We start from the raw sequence: 18029 nt of genomic DNA, 5'->3' as shown, positions 1-18029 counted from the left end.
GATGGTTAAAGTCTGTTGGTCGTTAGTGCTGCTATTACTGATGTTTGCACCTGTAAGCCATGCTCGCGATCTTACTCGCTATGAGTCGGGCAAGCTGAGTAAAGCCAGTGAACTGCTTGAGCAAAATGACATCGCGGCAGCAATGGTAGTGATGCAGCCATTACTTGAACTTGAGTCGCCGCACCCAGTGGTGTTTCAGTATGCCTGTCGTAATTTAGGTGATAATGGCGCCGAACGTGAGGCTGAGCAATGTTGGGCGCGTGGCTATAAGCTGTATCCTAACGATATTAATATCGCAATAAACTTGGCCAACGCCAATTTACAAGCCGAGGCTTATCAGGCTGCAATAGACGTATTAACCGCGTTAGACATGGCCTCGTTAGCGCAAAAGTCGGCAAAGCAGGCATCAGCATCAATAGAGCAACAACGTACGCTGTTATCGCAAGTGCGCTATATGCAAGGTTATGCGCATTATCAATTAACCCAGTACCAAGCCGCGTTAGCCATATTACTTGAAGGTGAGCTTAAGCCTCATTGGTGGCCGTTAGTCACTTATAGCCAGCTGGCACTTGAGCAGTGGTCGAATGCCAAACAAAGTGCACAGCAATGGCTGGCACTTGACCCGATCAATCAAACTGCTTGGCAAGTGCTCGCACGCAGTGAAATGGGCTTAAATAACCCGCTTAATGCTGCGGTTGCTAACGATATTGTCGCGCAATTGAGCCCGCAAAAAACACCGACCAACATCAGCTTATTGGGTAATTTAAAAGCATATAACTTTGCCGCGCAATGTACCCAAAAACCAGCCGTTGAGGCATTTTCGCAGTTGGATTTAAGTTGCGCTCAATATGCATGGCTTGCTGGGCTAAATCAGCAAGCTGCAGCCTATTTGCAACGTTTTGAGGTTGTAGCGTCAAGCTCTAACCCCAACCCATATTATGACGATTATTACTTGCTGCAAGGGCAAGTACTGGCGGCATTAAAACAAGCAGATGCGGCGCGCAGCGCGTGGTCAAAAGTCGGGTTGCAAGTGCTACCCATGGGCAGTGCTGCTGAGATTAAACATGCTCGACAAAAGCGCAACCAACTGAGTGGACAAGCCCTGCTACTAACCGGCCAAAGTTACTGGTTAGCGCAGCAATGGCCCGAAGCACAAGCCAGTTACCGCAAGCTGGCACAAACGCCCGGTTTTGAAACCATCGCCAAAGCGTTCGGGCAACGATTAGACGCTTTTGGTATGCTCAACAAGCGCTAGTTATTACTTCAAACTTGCTTAAATATTCGCCGTAGCAGGTTTACCTTACACTCACGCTATAAGGTGTATTTTATTGTGGCTTGGGGATCGATTATGGCTGTGGTAGCATCGGCGGCAAAATCATCCACATATCGTTTTATTTATTTAGTTGATTACGTATCAAGCTTAAATAGGTAAGGCGTAGCACTATAGGTTTACGGATCTTTATGATCTTAATGATCGACAATTACGACTCATTCACTTTTAACTTGGTGCAGTATTTTCAGCAGCTTGGGCAGCAGGTCATGGTTAAACGTAATGACGAGATCACCTTAGCTGAGGTTGAGTTATTAAACCCGAGCCACATTGTTATTTCCCCAGGGCCATGTACCCCAAACGAAGCCGGGATCTCGCTGGCGGTTATCAAGCAGTTTGCCGGGCAATATCCTATTTTAGGTGTATGCCTTGGGCATCAAGCTATTGCGCAAGTGTTTGGCGCCAATGTGGTTAAAGCCAAGCGCGTTATGCATGGCAAAACTAGTCGCATAAGCCACAATGGTGCAGGCCTGTTTTGTGCGCTGAATAATCCACTGACAGTCACTCGCTACCACTCTTTGCTCATCGACCAAGTCCCGGCTAACTTTGTCTTAGACGCTTGGTATGACGACCCTATTCATGGCCGAGAAATTATGGCCATGAGCCAACCTGAGTTGAACCTTTATTCAGTGCAGTTTCATCCTGAATCCATTTTAACAGAGCAGGGGCGCGAGCTATTAGCTAACTTTATCGATATTACTTAAGTAACAGCTACTTAAGGAGCTACTATCTGTTACAAAAATTCGCGCACTTTAAGCTAACCTCAGCTAAAAAGTATGGTATAAAAGTCCGCAAAAATACCAATAAAAGAAGGTTGGACAATGAAAAGCGTTATTCGCCATGTTGGGTTGAGTGCTCTAACAGTCGCAGTGCTTGCTGGCTGCTCATCTACGGTAACTCCCGCTGCACCTGAGCAAGTCATTAATAAAAATGCGGTTGTACTGTCAGCGCCGCCACAAGTTGCTCAAGCACTTACGCTAAATCAAATTATGGCTAATCCCGATTGGATGGGCCTACTCGCCAAAGGCGCTTACTGGAGCGACGATAGCCAATCTATCTTCTTTGCTCGCCAAGCCCACGGCGCGCCAACGCGTAATTACTATCAACAACAGCTCAACGAAACCGTTGCTAGCGAGCTTGCGTTAAATCAGTTACACGCAGCTGACCAACAGCACGGCGTACTCGATAGCACTAAAACGCGCAAAGCTTATATTTACCAAGGTAACTTGTTCGTCAAAGATCTTGCTGCGAACTCCATTACTCAGTTAACCCGTCAAAACACCAAAGTAGATGGCGTGCGTTTTTTAAATAATGGCGATATTGCTTACTGGCAAGGCGACAATATTTTTAAAATTAGCCATGAGTCAGGCTTATCTGAGCAGATTGCTAACATTAAAATGGCGCCAGCGCCTAAAGGTGTGCAAGATCCGTCGACTTACATTGCTAAGCAGCAGCACCGTTTAATTCAATATGTTGCCCTACAACAAAGCAATGCTAAGGCTAAAGAGCAGTACAAAGATGACTTAGCTAAAGTTGACCCTACAATGTCAGCTAAAACATGGTACTTGGGCGACACTGAAAAAGTGAGCGAACTGAGTTTGTCACCTGACGGCCGCTACGTATTACTGTCTCTTACAGACAAAGCATATAGCTGGCGTTCAGAACACGACATCATGCCTAACTACTTAGGTAAAGATGGTTATGTCGATGCCGTACCAGCCCGTGCACGTGTTGCAGAAGACAACCCACCAGGGCAGCGTTTAGTGCTGCTTGATCTGCAAACTCACACTAAAAAAGACATCACCATTGAAGGCCTAACCGGTTTTGATGCAGACGTACTCGCTAACGTAAAAGCTGAAAATGCCAAAGCCAAAGGTGAAAGCTACAATAGCAAAAAGTCAGTGCGTAAAGTGCAACTGATCCAAGATTGGAGCTGGTCACAAAGCGCTATTCAATGGCAAGCATCGGGCGACAAAGTTGCAGTTATGCTTGAAGCCGTTGATAACAAAGACCGCTGGATTGCCACTGTTGACCTAACTAAAGGCAGCTTAAACACCGAGCACCGCCTGCATGATGACGCGTGGATCAACTACAACTTTAACCAGTACGGTTGGCTGCCAAACAGCGATAGCTTGTTCTACCTATCAGAAGAAACGGGTTACTCGCACCTTTACCTTAAGCGCAGCGGCGACAAAGCCACCGCACTTACTCAAGGTAAATATGTTGTCAGCAATGTAACTTTAGGCCCTAAAGCGCAATTTATTTACTACAAAGCGAACAAGAGCCACCCAGGTATTGATAACGTTTACCGTGTCGAAATTGCCACAGGTAAAAACGAGCAGTTAACACAATGGCAAGGCCAGCTTGATTACACCTTGAGCCCAGATGGCAGCCAGCTATTGTTAAGCGCATCGACCCGAACTCAACCAGCGGAGTTGTTTGTACAACCCATTGGCGGCGAGATTAAGCAATTAACACACTACACCAGCGATGCATTTAAAAATTATGCATGGCAAGCACCAGAAGTGGTTAAAGTGCCATCAACTCACGGTGCCGGTGACGTATACGCCCGTGTTTACTTGCCTGAAGGGTACAGTAAAGACAACGCAGACAAGTATCCTGCCGTTATCTTTAACCACGGCGCGGGTTACTTGCAAAACGCGCATTATGGCTTCTCTGGTTACTTCAGAGAGTTTATGTTCCACAACTTACTTGCCCAGCAAGGTTACGTTGTAATGGATATGGACTACCGTGGCTCAAAAGGATACGGCCGTGACTGGCGTACAGCGGTGTATCGTCAAATGGGTAAACCTGAAGTAGAAGATCTTAAAGACGGTGTCAACTGGATGGCAGCTAATGCCAATGTTGACGCGAGTAAAGTCGGTACTTATGGCGGCTCTTACGGTGGTTTCTTAACGTTTATGGCGCTATTTACCGAACCTGAGCTGTTCCAAGCTGGCGCTGCACTGCGCCCAGTAACAGATTGGGCACATTACAACGCACCTTATACTTCAAACATCTTAAACACGCCAGATGTTGACCCTATTGCGTACGAGCGTAGTTCACCAATAGAGCATGCTGCCGGTTTGCAAAAGCCATTGCTGATCATGAGCGGTGTATTAGATGACAACGTCTTTTTCCAAGACAGTGTGCGTTTAGTGCAACGATTGATTGAACTTGAAAAACCAATGTTCGAAACCGCTATTTACCCGGTTGAGCCACATGGGTTCCGTCAGCCTTCAAGCTGGTTAGATGAATACCGTCGTATTCATAAGTTATTCGAGCAAGAGCTTAAATAGCAAATGATAGTATAAAAAAGGCTCCCGACGGGAGCCTTTTTTATACGCTATAACAATGCTTTATGGTTGTTAGCCTTGAGAGCTAGTGTTGTTGCGGCGTTGACCGTTTGGGTTATTGCTACGGCGCTGTCCAGACGGCTTACCTGCGCTAGCACCACCGGCTGGCTTACGTGATGCCGTATGCCTTGGGTTTTTGTCATTCGGTTTATGGCCACGTGCTGCTTCACCACTACGCTGTCCATCTTTATGCTCAGTCTTACCTTTGCCATCTTTTTGGCTAGTGTTTTGGCTGCGGTTATTTGATGGCTTTCCACCTGAATTAGCGCGTCTTTGGTTATTACCACGTGGCGTGCTATTACGTGGGCCTTTGTTTTGGCCATGCGACTTACCGCTTAAATCGGTAACTGCTAGCGTAAAGGTTGGCTCAAAACCTTCAATGGCGCTGCGCTCTAAGTTTTGCTTAATCAGCAACTCAATATCGCGTAGCAGTTTAATTTCATCGTCACTAACCAATGATACCGCTTGGCCAGTAGCACCGGCACGGCCAGTACGTCCAATACGATGAACATAATCCTCAGGCACGTTAGGCAGGTCAAAGTTAACCACTTGCGGAAGTTGGTCAATATCAAGGCCACGGGCTGCAATATCGGTGGCAACCAATACGCGTACATCGCCACTTTTAAATTCTGCCAATGCACGAGTACGTGCGCCTTGGCTTTTATTACCGTGAATCGCAGCGGCAGTAATGCCCTTAGCTTCAAGGTTTTTAGCTAAGCGGTTAGCCCCATGCTTTGTACGGCTAAAAACCAACACTTGTTGCCAGTTATGCTGCTTGACTAGCTTAACTAGCACAGCCGCTTTTTGGCCTTTATCAACTGGGCAAATCCACTGTTTAACCGTGTTTGCCGTGGCGTTGCGCGGCGTAACCGAAATTTCAACTGGGTTGTTAACCAAGCCTTTGGCGAGTTTACGAATGTCGTCTGAGAACGTTGCTGAAAACATTAAGTTCTGACGTTTAGCAGGTAGTATCGCAAGGATTTTTTTTATGTCGTGAATAAAGCCCATATCTAACATACGATCGGCTTCATCAAGTACCAACACTTCAAGCTGACTAAAGCTCACAGCGCGTTGGTTGTACAGGTCAAGTAAACGGCCTGGTGTTGCCACTAAAATGTCAACGCCACGGCTTAGTTTAGAAATTTGTGGGCCAATACCAACACCACCAAAAATAACCGCTGATTTAAGCGGCAAATTTTTACCGTACAATTCGACACTTTCACCCACTTGAGCTGCTAGCTCGCGAGTTGGTGTGAGCACTAAGGCTCTGACTTGTTTTGCTGGGGCTTTGTTACCTTTTGAAAGTAGTTCTAACAGAGGCAAAGTAAAGCCGGCGGTTTTACCCGTACCGGTTTGTGCCGCTGCCATAACATCTTTACCCTCAAGAACTGCAGGAATCGCTTGTGCTTGAATAGGAGAGGGAGTGTCATAGCCTTTGCTAGCAACAGCTTTCAAAATTTGGGCTGATAAGCCCAGTGAAGCAAAACTCATAGATTGATCTCATTTCGGCCAGCCAAACCGGGCTTATAGCGCGCTGACTGCAGTTATAGGAGGGCCGGCTAATGCCGGCGGGCGTGAAGCTTACAGGATCTGCTTAAAAAGCGCTATTTAATAAACAATAGCGTTATATGCTTGATCTTCTAGAGTATGGCAGTGATTAACCATTTTTGGCGGGGCTTGGGTAATAACTGTATCGGGTGCTGTTAAAACCGCCTAATTGAATGAAACTTTTCAATTGTGTGATTTTTAGCCGTTTAAAAGATGTTGTTTCGCGTCCGCACGTGTTAATCTCGCGCCCCTGAAAGTTTATCTATCGACTACAACCCAAATTTAGCCCACTTTTCTGGCGCTATTTAAGGCGTAAACTTTGCGGCAAGCCATAATGAATTATCATCAAGATGATGAACAACATTGGGTTGCAGAGCTAGCTGGTGGTCATAACCTGCATGTGCGTCATCGTCCACCATGGATATCCGTGACTGGGTGATCTGCATTAGCGGAAGAAAATCTATGCTCGGGTATCAACTCACATGTAAACTGTGTGAATTCGACATGGCCAATAAACTGAAGTGATAGCAATATAGGCAAGTTGATTCGTCAGAAGTAGTATTAACGACTATTATCTGCCATGGCAATGAAGCGCTATTACGCTGACAGAATATTTAAGGTAGCAGCAAGCTCAAAACGATTGCTGCTACTTATTGATTGAGCTAATCATTCATGCATTAGCCTCAAAGTATTACGATTATTGTTAGGAAAATAAGTAACATGACACAAACAAAGAAGTATGATTTTCGCGTTGTTGAAGACAAAACAACTTGGACTTGCCAGATCACTCGTCGCCAATCTGCTCGTAAAATTGTGGTTTCAAAAAGCCAAAAAGGTTTTGAAACAGAAGCAGCAGCCACTGCTTGGGGTGAGACTGAACTGAAATCATTCTTAGAAAACCTTGTTAAGCGTAACGAGCGTAAAGCTATCGCCCGTGAAGAGCGTAACAAGGCCGCTGAAGATAAAGAACATGCAGCAGACGTATGGCGTGCAGCCCGTGACGAAAAAGCCGGTTCTGAAAGCTACTCAAATGACAGCCTTGATTACGGTTCTGACGAATAGAAACGTTAACTTATAGGTGTTAATTCACGCCTGTAAGCCAAAGTAAAACTAACCGCGGTGAGCTAAGCTATCGCGGTTTTTTTATGGGTTAAAATTGTAGATATTGGGTAAAGCGTTTAGCACAACAAATCATTTATCTACAGTAAACTCAATACCTTGACACGCTTTTACATGTTTTTACACAGCGTAAAAGTTAACTGACAAGCTTACTTGTATAGTTTAACGATAATAACTCAAACCCTTGGTTTTACTATGTCTATAAACGTAAGCGATAAAAAATTCCCTTCAATAATACTGTGCTGCTCTTTGTCATTACTTGGCTGTGGTTCGGGTGACTCAGACCCCGCCACCGATGATACACCTACTAACAGTATTCCCATTGCGAATGCCGGTGATGATCAAGTCGTAACCACTGGCGCGTTGGTTACGCTTAATGCCAGTGATAGCTATGACGCCGACGGTGACACATTAACCTACACTTGGGCCATTATTTCTGCGCCGAGCAGCATTAGCTTGTCGGATGCAACCAGTGCCACTCCAAGTTTTACGCCAGATACAGATGGTGACTATGTTATTTCCTTAACCGTTAATGACGGCATCGACAACAGTGAAACCGACCAGGTTACTATTAGCAGCTCACTCACAAATGAGGCCAACAGTTACGCCATAGTCGATACGCATCAAAGCACTTGCTATAACTCAAGTACCGGCAACGCTCAAGCCTGTGATGGCAGCGGTTATGACGCTGATGTGACTGGTAATCAACCCAGTTATACTCTAAGTAGTGACGGCGATACCGTTACCGATAATGTGACCGGGCTGGTGTGGCTGCAAAGCAGTGATCTCAATGCCGACGGTGTATTAGATTTTGATGACAAGTTATATCAAACCGAAGCCGTGACCTATTGCGACACCCTCAGTAGTGCCGGACGCGACGATTGGCGCTTGCCCAGCATAAAAGAGGCTTACTCACTCATTCTCTTTAGCGGTAAAGATGCCAGTAACTACCAAGGCACTGATACATCAGAACTTGTTCCCTTTATTGACCCCGTATTTGACTGGGCGTTTGGCGATTTAGATTCCGGAATCGACCGCATCATTGACGGCCAGTATGCGTCGACCACGCTTTATGTGAGCACTACAATGCATGGCGACTCGACCATGTTTGGGGTTAATTATGTCGATGGCAGAATCAAAGGCTACCCTACCGATACCAAACAATATTATGTACGCTGCGTAGCGGGTAATACCGACTATGGCATAAACCAGTTTGTAGACAATTATGACCAAACCATAAGTGACAATGCGACAGGTTTAATGTGGCAGCAAAACGACACCGAATCGAGCGATTGGGACGATGCCGTACAGCAATGTCAAGCTGCAACCACCGCTGAGCACTCCGACTGGCGCTTACCCAATGCAAAAGAGCTACAAAGTCTAGTGGATTACTCTATATCGCCAGACACCCACAACCAAGCAGCCATTAATAGCCTGTTTAACAGTAGTTCACTGCAAAATGAAGCAGGGGTGACTGATTGGGGGTATTACTGGAGCTCAACCACCCATGTTGATAATGACGATGACGGCAGCAATGCCGCTTACGTTTCATTCGGGCGGGCTTTAGGTTATATGCAAGACACAATATTAGACGTTCACGGTGCAGGTTCACAACGCAGTAACGACAAGTTAAATGTCGCCAATGAAGCCGGTGCTCAACTGGCAAGTACCAGTAATGGTCAGTTCTATTACAAAGGGCCGCAAGGAGATATTTTACGAAGTAATAATAAAATCCGTTGCGTGCGAGACCTTGAATCAACTGCGAGTGTGCTCGACTAACTAGGTTTTGTTTGTCGTTAAGTGCTTCAATAGGCGTATGTACGCTACGATTGTGGCACTTTTTATGTTGAATAATCAACGGCATTTCATGAACAAGGCTTTAAAAGGATAAGTCGCGTAATAAGGTGAGCTGAACGTCTAACTAGATACTCTGAGAAGAGAGTATGACCGTGAATGATGGTGAAGCAAAAATGCTTCACCAAAATCGTTTACACCTTAAATGAGCCTCAAGCTAACGGTGCAAAAAGCGCCTCAGGCTTGAACAGTGTCACCTTAGGGTTAACCGATAACAGTCTCGGCTTGGCTGTTTGCGTAGTTCTACCTTCTAAATCCATTTAGTCGTAGTGCCCCTGATATGTGAGAGAGTAATCATTTGTGCAGACCCTACTGCGGATTGTTCGTCATCCTTGAAACCGAAGGCCTCAACTGCATTTTTAAGCGGCGTTAGAGGTTACACAAGCTCCAACTAAAGCTCGTTATTTAAGCTTAGTTGGAGGTCATAATGATGTATCATCAATAGCATGCGGCTATTTATATTTTTAGTTTAGCAACTAAAGTGTCACGACAACCTTACCTACCGTGCGTCCGCTTTCTACGGCGGTATGTGCCTTGCCAAGTTTGGCAAATTCAAAGGTTTTAGACACGTGTGGTTTAATTGTACCTTCGAGAAGCATATCGCGAAGGGTGTTCATGTCATCGCCATTAGAGTGCACCAAAATAGCACTGACATTGACGCCAAGTTTATCAGCTTGCAACTGTAGTTCTTCGGGCACAGCCATCATAGCAATAGAAACCAACTGACCACCTTTACGCAGCACTTTTAGGGATTTTTCTGCGATTTCAGGGCTGACGGTATCGAAGGCGAGATCAATTTCAGTGAGTACTTGTTCAAATGCCTGAGTCCGATAATCGATATGCTCATCAGCGCCAAGGGCCATAACAAAGTCACGGTTTTTCGCTGAGCTAGTAGAGATAACATAAGCCCCAAGCTTTTTAGCGATCTGTATGGCGAAGTGACCCACACCACCTGAACCTGCGTGAATAAGCACTTTGTCACCTGGGTTTACTCTGTCTTTTAGTGCCTGTAGAGCCGTTAATGCAGCAAGTGTGGTTGCTGCGGCATTTGTATAGTCAAGCCCTTCGGGCATTGCAGCTAGGTGCGATTGTGGTGAAGCAACATATTCAGCGTATGCTTTGCCATGGCCCGGAAAGTTCACCATGCCAAAGACTTTATCTCCCTGTTTAAAGCGAGTGACCTCAGCGCCAGTGGCGACAACAACCCCTGCGATATCCCAGCCAAGCGTTATTGGTCGCTCTGGCCCAAATAGCTGTGTTAGTACTGCTTCGTCATACTTCACTTTGGTATCTGCTGGGTTGATACTGATTGCTCGAGTTTCAACAAGCACTTCATCAGCATTGAGTTCAGGTTTTGCAATCTCTTGCATGATTAAGTTTTCAATGCCGCCTGCTTGTTCTGTCATAATTGCTTTCATGTTTTGACCCTCAGTGATAGTGCTTCTAAATGTTGCTGATGATCTTATTTGTTTTGTTATTGGGTATCATCTGGCAATATCAGGAATAATAATCCTGATTTACGGGATTAATGAGAGGTCAGTATGGATCTGAATTTAAAAAGCCTTGGTCTGTTTGTCAGGATCTCTGAGTTAGGCAAAATAGGCCGCGCAGGTGAAGAGTTTGGGCTTTCAACGACCAACGCCAGCCAGCGTATTCAGCAACTTGAAGCTGAGGTTGGGGTTAGGCTTTTTCATCGCTCGACCCGAGTTGTCACTTTGACTCAAGACGGTGAAGTGTTTTTGCAGCACGCCAAGCGAATACTTGATGATGTTGAAGAGACCAGAAACGTATTTAAAGGCGATGCCGACAAAATTCAAGGTAAGCTGCGGCTTACCGTTTCATCCTCATATGGCCGTATCTATATTGTTCCTTTTATTCCTCAGTTATTAGAGCGCCATCCGGATTTAGAAATTGAAATCGATTTTAGTGACAAGTTAGTTGATGTTATTGAAGAGGGGTTTGATGTTGCTTTTCGTATTGGTGAGCTTCGCACTAGCAGCTTACTTGCGCGATGCATATCAAATAATCCAACGGTACTTGTTGCCTCACCTGAGTATCTAGAAAAACAGGGTTCGCCGAAAACCCCTGAAGACTTAAAGCAGCATGTTTGTCTACCTTTCGGCAATATGAAAGATTGGACATTTAAAGATAACGACGGGCAGTTCCATAGAGCGTCTGTTCATGGCCCCATAACGCTAAACTTGGGTGATGCCATTGGCGATTTGGTAGAGGCTAACGTAGGGATTGGCATGGCGTCTTATTGGCATGCTGGGCCAGCAATAAAGTCGGGCCGATTAAAGCAAGTTTTGCCAGATTATACTTTATGGCCCGAAAGTAAAATTTGGGCGGTGCGACCACCGGGTCGGTTAATGCCTGCAAGGGTTAAAGTCTTTTTAGATTATATTGAGCAAGTTATCAAAAAAACAAACCAAGAAAGGTATGGCGACTTAATCGGGAAAGATAACCCAGATTAATGCACAAACTTCATTAATTATAGCATCTTATCTAGTCTTTAATGCATGGCTGAATTGCTCTAAAGGCTCTATGATTCGAGTTGGGTATTGATCAATATTGGGCAAAGTTCTGACGAACTTTAGCAGCAAGACTTAAATTCAGTTGCTGTGGCGTAAATGGGTTTAGCTAGAGTTACAACATGCAGTTGTGGTTATTTACTGCGCTATGGCGTTGTTATTGGGCTTAAATCAGCCTGCCATTCAACCTTGTTTTTTGATCTAGGTCAATTTTTGTGAGTTTGGTAACATTTACGCGGTGGGCGCTTTGTTCTGTGTTTAATGCCTGCGATACTCAAGCTGACACATAAAAGAGTGCGATTAACGCGTCAATTTTAGAGCGCACCGCTTGGAGCTACACAAGCTCAGTTGGCATCGTTTGCACCTAAGCCTTACCCACACTCTTTAGCGTATAACATCACTTACTATGCAGTTAGGTAACCAACAGCAAATCTAGGAACCAATGGATAAATCCGTAGAGAAGACGCTCACCCACTGGCTCAAGCAGCAAAAATCGGCTTGTGGCCATTACCTTAACTTAGCGATTCTTTTTGGGATCCTCACCGGCATCAGTTTGATGTGTCAGGCGTGGCTTATCGCCACCATATTGCAGGGCATTATTATTGACCAGCTGCCTAAGGCTGCTTTTAGTGAACATTTTTGGTTATTGCTGCTATTGACCTTTTTAAGGGGCGCGCTGGCATTTGCAAGGGAGCGCTCCAGCTTTAAAGCGGGTACTCAATTACGACTACAAATACGCGCGGCAGTGATGGATAAACTTGCCGCATTGGGGCCTGCATTTATTAAGGGTAAGCCGGCGGGTAGCTGGGCAAGTATTGTGCTAGAGCAGGTAGAAGACTTACATGACTTTTATGCCCGTTATTTACCTCAAATGGTATTGGCTGGGTTTATTCCGCTAATTATTTTAATGGCGGTTTTTCCGATTAACTGGGCCGCTGGGGTTATTTTGCTAGCAACAGCGCCACTGATCCCGCTATTTATGATTTTAGTCGGCATGGGCGCGGCAGATGCTAACCGTAAAAACTTTGGCGCGTTAGCACGCTTAAGTGGCCATTTTATGGATAGGCTTAAAGGCTTGTCGACGTTAAAGCTATTCAACCAAGGTGCAAAAGAGGCCAAGGCGATAGCTGCTGCCTCGGAAGACTTTAGAGAGCGCACTATGTCGGTACTGCGGATGGCGTTTTTAAGTTCGGCAGTGTTAGAGTTTTTTGCGGCGGTGTCGATTGCAGTATTAGCGGTATATTTTGGTTTTAGTTATCTTGGCCATTTAGATTTTGGCCATTACGGTAGCAGTATTAGCCTGTTTACTGGGTTATTTATTCTTATTCTTGCCCCTGAGTTTTATCAACCTCTGCGCGACATGGGTACGCATTACCATGCCAAAGCACAAGCCATTGGTGCGGCCGAAGAGCTAATGGCATTGCTTAATACCGATCTTGATACTCACCTCAAACATGGTGCGGTGGAGCACAGTGACGCAGCGGCTCTGGCGGCACCAATAAGCATTGAGGCTGATAATTTAACGGTGTTTAGCGTTGATGGTACGCAGCTACTGGGGCCAATCAGTTTTACCCTTACACCGGGCCAGCATATTGCCGTAGTGGGGCCGAGTGGGGCGGGTAAAACCAGCTTACTCAGCGCCTTATTGGGCTTTTTACCTTATCAAGGACAGCTAAAAATTAACGGAGTTGAGTTAAGTCAATTACCGTTGCCACTATGGCGTAAGCAGTTAGCCTGGCTAGGGCAAGAGCCACAACTTTTTTGCGGCACCGTGCGCGAAAATGTCGCGTTGGGAGCATTAGCGCAGGGCCAAGCCTTAACAGACGACGCGATTAAGGCGCTGTTGGTTAAGGCCCAAGTGTGGGACTTTGTCGACTCACAACCACTAGGGTTAAACCATCCAATACAAGAGCAAACGCTCGGGTTGTCGGTAGGGCAAGCGCAGCGTATTGCGTTGGCGCGGGCATTGGCGCAGCAGGCGCAGTTTTATGTATTAGACGAACCCACCGCCAGCTTAGACAGTCTAAGCGAGCAAGCGGTTCAAGCCACGCTAACCGATGCTATGCAGCATACTGGCTGCTTAATGGTGACACACCGATTAGATTCGCTCACCACCATGCACAAGGTACTGGTATTGGATAAAGGCTTGTTAGTGCAGCAAGGCAGCTTTGCTCAATTAGCCGCCACTGACGGCGTATTTAAGCAGATGTTACATGAACTGACCGTTGAGCCTAATGTGGCTGAGGTGGTTGGTGGTATGACTCAAACGCTGCCAGCTAACGCACCCAAAGGAGCATGTTAATGAAAGTGCTATGGCCTTACATCAAGCGATTTAAAAGCCAATGGTTGATGATGTTCATTGGTTTGCTTTTAAGTGTGACTACGTTAATGGCAGGGATCGGTTTATTGTCATTGTCGGGCTGGTTTTTATCGGCGGCTGCAGTTGCGGGCTTAACCATTGCTACGGCGCAGGTGTTTAACTATTTTACCCCCGCTGGCGGAGTGCGTTTTTTGTCTATAGTGCGCACCGCAAGCCGCTATGGTGAACGATTAGCAACTCACGAAGCCACCTTTAAGCTGTTAACTGATCTGCGCTGCTGGGTGTGGAACAAGTTGATGCCGTTAAGCGCTAAAAACTTACAGGGGATCCGCCGAGGTGATTTGCTTAATCGTTTGGTGGCCGATATTGATACCTTAGACCACCTGTATTTACGGTTACTCACGCCACTGTTAGCTTCGCTGTTAATGCTGGTGGGGTTGTATTGCTTTGTGTCGTGGTTTGATACCAAGTTGGCGTTAACCCTTTGCGGCATATTATTTGCGGTGTGGTTGTTACTGCCAACGGTGTTTTATTTTTTAGGGCGCCAACCAGGTATTGCGCAGTTAGAAACTAAGCGCCAGTTTCGAGTGCAGTTATTAGAGTACTTACAAGGCCAAGCAGAGTTAACATTATTTGGCGCACAAAATAAATATCGGCAACGTTTAAATGGTGCCGAAAAATTGATGCTAGCAAGCCAAAGCAGCATGAACTGGGTAACGGCGCTAAGCCAAGCTAGCTTAATTGTTTGCCATGGTCTTGCGGTGTTGGTCATGCTGTATATGGCCGCGTCTGGGGTTGGAGAGTCGGTTCCGCCAGGGCCAATGTTGGCTATGATGGTTTTTATGACTATGGCTACCATTGAAGTACTAATGCCTTTAGCGGGGGCATTTCAGCACTTATCGGCTTGTAGTTCGGCGGCGCAGCGCTTAAACGAGGTAGTTGAGCAAACGCCCGACATTGTGTTTGCAACCAACAGCCAATTTAGTGTGAGTGAGGGCAGCATTGAACTGACCAATATCGACTTTGGTTATGATCCGCAGCACAGTGTATTACAGCAGCTAAATTTGCATATTCCGGCAGGCGCTAAAGTGGCATTGCTGGGGCAAACAGGCTGCGGTAAGTCGAGCTTATTGTCGCTAATTACCCGTGAGTGGTTACCGCAAAACGGCAAAGTGATGCTCGATGGGCGTGATGCTGCAGCTTATTGTGAACAAGCACTGCGCCAGTCAATGTCGGTTGTTAGTCAACGTATTTACTTGTTTAGTGGCACGTTAAGGCAAAACTTAGCGCTTGCTCTAGATAACAGCAGCCGTAAAGATGACGACAAACTCATAGCGGTATTACAAAAAGTGGGCTTAGCGCAGTTATTGCAAGGTGATAAACCGTTAGATACTTGGATTGGCGAAGGCGGTAGGCAGTTATCGGGTGGTGAGCAGCGCCGAATTGGGGTAGCAAGAGCACTACTAAGGCAGGCGCCGCTGCTATTGCTTGATGAGCCGACCGAAGGGTTGGACAAACAAACAGAGCGCGAAATATTAGCGTTATTGTTTGAGTTTGCGGCCGATAAAACTCTATTGATGATTAGCCATCGGCTAACGGCTATGGCGCGAATGGACACCATTCATTTGATGGAACGAGGCAAAATACGCTGCTCTGGCAATCACCAGCAACTGCTGCAACAAGATGCCTATTATGCCAGTTTACACAAGGTGTTAGCGTAATTAATGCTTAGCCAGTCGGCAATACGGGCGTAAAGGTGAACGATCACCCTTACGCCCGTACAGTGAGTGTTAACTTAGGTTAATCATCTAACCCAAGCTAACCGCTTAACTTCAATCAATAATGCTACCGTTGTTACTAGATTTTAAACTTACCGACACGATCGTTTAGCTCGGCTGCAATGTTGAGTAATTGATCGGCATTGCTCGCTACGCTATTGGTTTGAGTGGTGAGTACGTTCGATACTTCTCTTACCGCTTCAGTATTACGGCTAATGTCTTCAGATACCGCGCGTTGCTCTTCAGCTGCGCCAGCAATTTGGGTTGCCATATCAGAAATATCGGTAATTGATAAAGTTAATTGCTCTAGGTTTTGCAACGCTTTTTCGGAGCTTTCAACGCTATCGGCAACAATTTCGGTGCTGGTTTGCATGTTAGCAACCGCGAGGTTACTGTTTTTTTGCAAGGTGATGATCATATTGCGGATCTCTTCCGTTGAGTCCTGAGTACGATGGCTTAACACGCGCACTTCATCGGCAACTACGGCAAACCCACGGCCCTTTTCACCTGCTCGAGCGGCTTCAATAGCGGCGTTAAGTGCTAGCAAGTTAGTTTGCTCTGCAATTGACTGAATAGTAGATAGCACCAAATTGATTTCAGTTGTGTTCTTTTCTAAGTCGTTGATAACGTTAGATGCTTGTGCCAACTGCTGCGACAATGAGTTAATAGAGTCATTGCTTTGGCTAATAATTGCTTGCCCCTGTTGGCAGTTTTCGGCTGAAACATTGGCGGCGCTGGCGGTGGTTTCTGCATGGTTTGCCACTTCTGCAGCGGTGGCCGACATTTGATGTATTGCTGTGGCAATTTGGTCTATATCTTGATGCTGGGTATCAATTTGCTGGCTGGTGGCACCAACCAGAGTTGATGAATCATTGGCCTGTTTAGTTAGCTCGTCAGCATTGCGACTAATTTTGGCGATCATTTGCTGTAGTGACTGCAAAAATGCATTCATATGCAGCGCCATGGTGCCCATTTCATCTTGGTTTCGAGTGTCAAAACGCTGAGTTAAATCGCCTTCGCCTTTCGATAATTTTTCGAGCGCTGCAGTGAGTTGATTAAATGGGGCTAATGTACGGTTAAGTGCATAGGTTGCGATGGTTAAAATTAATAAACACAAGCCCGACATAATAATGATGACATTAAACATTTGCTGGCGAACTGCGGCATAAGCAAGGTCGCGGTCTTCAACAATACCTAGGGTCCAATTTGTGCCTGTGATCGGGCTCAGTTGTACTAACCGCTCAGTGTTATCGTCACGCCAGTTTAGGGTCAGCAACGCGGAAGAACTGCGGGCTTGATCAATATCTCTTGGATTTAAAGAGGCGCTCAATTCGCTGGCTGAGCGGAATAATAGATCGTGATTTTTATAAGCCAAAATTTGGTGGTTACCGTCAAGTAAAAAAGCAAAGCCATTATTTGAAACGCTAAGCTGCTCAACTTGTCGAGTAATGTTGTCAACCGTCATATCTGCTGCGACAACACCACTATTACGGCCAGAAAATGCTTTGGCTAGGGTGATAACAATGCTGTTGTCAAAGTCTAGGTAAGGGTCGGTAAAAATTAACTGGTGGCTGCTTTTTGCTTGCTTAAACCATGGGCGAGAAGTGGGGTCATAATCGTCAGGCCATACTTCATCTTGGTTGCCATAAACGACATTGCCATTATCAAAGCCGGCATAGACTGACATAAAACCAAAGGCGCGCTGGGTTAGCAGCATTTCACGCTCAACATCAACTCTGTCGCTAATTAAGCTTTCGTTAGCAAGTAATAACTTTGCCCCAGACTGTAATCGGGTGGCAATATTGCTACTGACTGCAATGCTTGTTTGGCCAACGCGATGCGCAATTGCGGTGTCAGTCTCTTCAATGAGTTGCGAGATTGAAATATAAGACTGTACTGCACTAATTAATGCGCAAGTCATTAAAATCGCAATTTGGATCTTTCGTTTGATTGTTAATGTCATTCGTCTGCTGCTTGTTCGCTGTAAGTTCTTTGTTGCTTAATGTGGTGTATATTGTTTTAGGTAGTTTAATTCACTGCCTTTTTGCGGCTTTACCGCGATTGTTGGTGGATTGTACTGTAGTGGGCGCGTTTGGTTTAGTAATAAATGATGTTTATATTCCGAGCGTTGAAAAATTAATCAGTGCCATATTGCTGTTGGTTTTGCCGGCGTTATGTTGCATTACTGGTCAG

Annotated in this window: 11 protein-coding genes and 1 pseudogene; 9 read left to right on the top strand and 3 right to left on the bottom strand. The window is 45.8% G+C overall.

Annotation, left to right across the window (positions count from 1 at the left end):
- Position 1 precedes the first annotated feature (1 nt).
- The 3 genes from RGE70_RS14855 to RGE70_RS14845 all read left to right on the top strand — a co-directional run bounded on the left by RGE70_RS14855 (position 2) and on the right by RGE70_RS14845 (position 4629).
- Positions 2-1255, top strand: coding sequence for a tetratricopeptide repeat protein (locus tag RGE70_RS14855; protein WP_310472227.1), 1254 nt, complete (start codon positions 2-4; stop codon positions 1253-1255).
- A 206-nt stretch (positions 1256-1461) separates the two neighbouring features.
- On the top strand, positions 1462-2034 hold the full coding sequence (locus tag RGE70_RS14850; protein ID WP_310472226.1) for an anthranilate synthase component II: 573 nt from the start codon (positions 1462-1464) through the stop codon (positions 2032-2034).
- Between the two features lie 117 nt (positions 2035-2151).
- Positions 2152-4629 carry a S9 family peptidase gene (locus RGE70_RS14845; protein ID WP_310472225.1) on the top strand — a complete coding sequence of 826 codons (2478 nt, stop codon included), beginning with the start codon at positions 2152-2154 and terminating at the stop codon, positions 4627-4629.
- 69 nt (positions 4630-4698) lie between these two features.
- Here RGE70_RS14845 and RGE70_RS14840 read toward each other — a convergent pair whose 3' ends face one another.
- Positions 4699-6177 (bottom strand): DEAD/DEAH box helicase, encoded by a 1479-nt coding sequence (locus RGE70_RS14840; protein ID WP_310472224.1) that lies wholly within the window; start codon positions 6175-6177, stop codon positions 4699-4701.
- A 391-nt stretch (positions 6178-6568) separates the two neighbouring features.
- Here RGE70_RS14840 and RGE70_RS14835 point away from each other — a divergent pair.
- From RGE70_RS14835 to RGE70_RS14825, 3 genes and pseudogenes are all read left to right on the top strand, one after another.
- Positions 6569-6759, top strand: a pseudogene (locus RGE70_RS14835) (DUF3565 domain-containing protein).
- A 195-nt stretch (positions 6760-6954) separates the two neighbouring features.
- Positions 6955-7296: a DUF3622 domain-containing protein gene (locus RGE70_RS14830; protein WP_310472222.1), complete on the top strand. Its 342-nt coding sequence runs from the start codon at positions 6955-6957 to the stop codon at positions 7294-7296.
- Between the two features lie 252 nt (positions 7297-7548).
- Complete coding sequence (locus RGE70_RS14825; RefSeq protein WP_310472221.1) at positions 7549-9132, top strand: Lcl C-terminal domain-containing protein; 1584 nt, start codon at positions 7549-7551, stop codon at positions 9130-9132.
- 551 nt (positions 9133-9683) lie between these two features.
- On the opposite strand, the gene RGE70_RS14820 is transcribed toward RGE70_RS14825, so the two are convergent.
- Complete coding sequence (locus RGE70_RS14820) at positions 9684-10625, bottom strand: NADP-dependent oxidoreductase (RefSeq protein ID WP_310472220.1); 942 nt, start codon at positions 10623-10625, stop codon at positions 9684-9686.
- Between the two features lie 123 nt (positions 10626-10748).
- Between RGE70_RS14820 and RGE70_RS14815 the strand changes: the two genes are divergently transcribed.
- The 3 genes from RGE70_RS14815 (at position 10749) to cydC (ending at position 15779) form a co-directional block, all read left to right on the top strand.
- On the top strand, positions 10749-11681 hold the full coding sequence (locus RGE70_RS14815) for a LysR family transcriptional regulator (RefSeq protein WP_310472219.1): 933 nt from the start codon (positions 10749-10751) through the stop codon (positions 11679-11681).
- 499 nt (positions 11682-12180) lie between these two features.
- Complete coding sequence (gene cydD / locus RGE70_RS14810; protein ID WP_310472218.1) at positions 12181-14040, top strand: heme ABC transporter permease/ATP-binding protein CydD; 1860 nt, start codon at positions 12181-12183, stop codon at positions 14038-14040.
- On the top strand, positions 14040-15779 hold the full coding sequence (cydC, locus tag RGE70_RS14805; protein WP_310472217.1) for a heme ABC transporter ATP-binding protein/permease CydC: 1740 nt from the start codon (positions 14040-14042) through the stop codon (positions 15777-15779). Before cydD ends, cydC begins: the two co-directional genes overlap by 1 nt.
- 136 nt (positions 15780-15915) lie before the next feature.
- On the opposite strand, the gene RGE70_RS14800 is transcribed toward cydC, so the two are convergent.
- A complete protein-coding gene (locus tag RGE70_RS14800) occupies positions 15916-17799 on the bottom strand; it encodes a methyl-accepting chemotaxis protein (protein ID WP_310472216.1) in 1884 nt (627 codons plus the stop codon).
- Between the last annotated feature and the right edge of the window lie 230 nt (positions 17800-18029).

This window comes from Shewanella youngdeokensis (genome assembly GCF_033180165.1).
GTDB lineage: Bacteria > Pseudomonadota > Gammaproteobacteria > Enterobacterales > Shewanellaceae > Shewanella > Shewanella youngdeokensis.
This window is presented reverse-complemented; position numbering and strand designations above follow the sequence as displayed.

Coding starts and splice junctions, on each gene's coding strand:
- RGE70_RS14830 (WP_310472222.1), top strand. CDS start 6,955: ATGACACAAACAAAGAAGTATGATTTTCGCGTTGTTGAAGACAAAACA.
- RGE70_RS14820 (WP_310472220.1), bottom strand. CDS start 10,625: ATGAAAGCAATTATGACAGAACAAGCAGGCGGCATTGAAAACTTAATC.
- cydC (WP_310472217.1), top strand. CDS start 14,040: ATGAAAGTGCTATGGCCTTACATCAAGCGATTTAAAAGCCAATGGTTG.
- RGE70_RS14850 (WP_310472226.1), top strand. CDS start 1,462: ATGATCTTAATGATCGACAATTACGACTCATTCACTTTTAACTTGGTG.
- RGE70_RS14800 (WP_310472216.1), bottom strand. CDS start 17,799: ATGACATTAACAATCAAACGAAAGATCCAAATTGCGATTTTAATGACT.
- cydD (WP_310472218.1), top strand. CDS start 12,181: ATGGATAAATCCGTAGAGAAGACGCTCACCCACTGGCTCAAGCAGCAA.
- RGE70_RS14855 (WP_310472227.1), top strand. CDS start 2: ATGGTTAAAGTCTGTTGGTCGTTAGTGCTGCTATTACTGATGTTTGCA.
- RGE70_RS14845 (WP_310472225.1), top strand. CDS start 2,152: ATGAAAAGCGTTATTCGCCATGTTGGGTTGAGTGCTCTAACAGTCGCA.
- RGE70_RS14825 (WP_310472221.1), top strand. CDS start 7,549: ATGTCTATAAACGTAAGCGATAAAAAATTCCCTTCAATAATACTGTGC.
- RGE70_RS14815 (WP_310472219.1), top strand. CDS start 10,749: ATGGATCTGAATTTAAAAAGCCTTGGTCTGTTTGTCAGGATCTCTGAG.
- RGE70_RS14840 (WP_310472224.1), bottom strand. CDS start 6,177: ATGAGTTTTGCTTCACTGGGCTTATCAGCCCAAATTTTGAAAGCTGTT.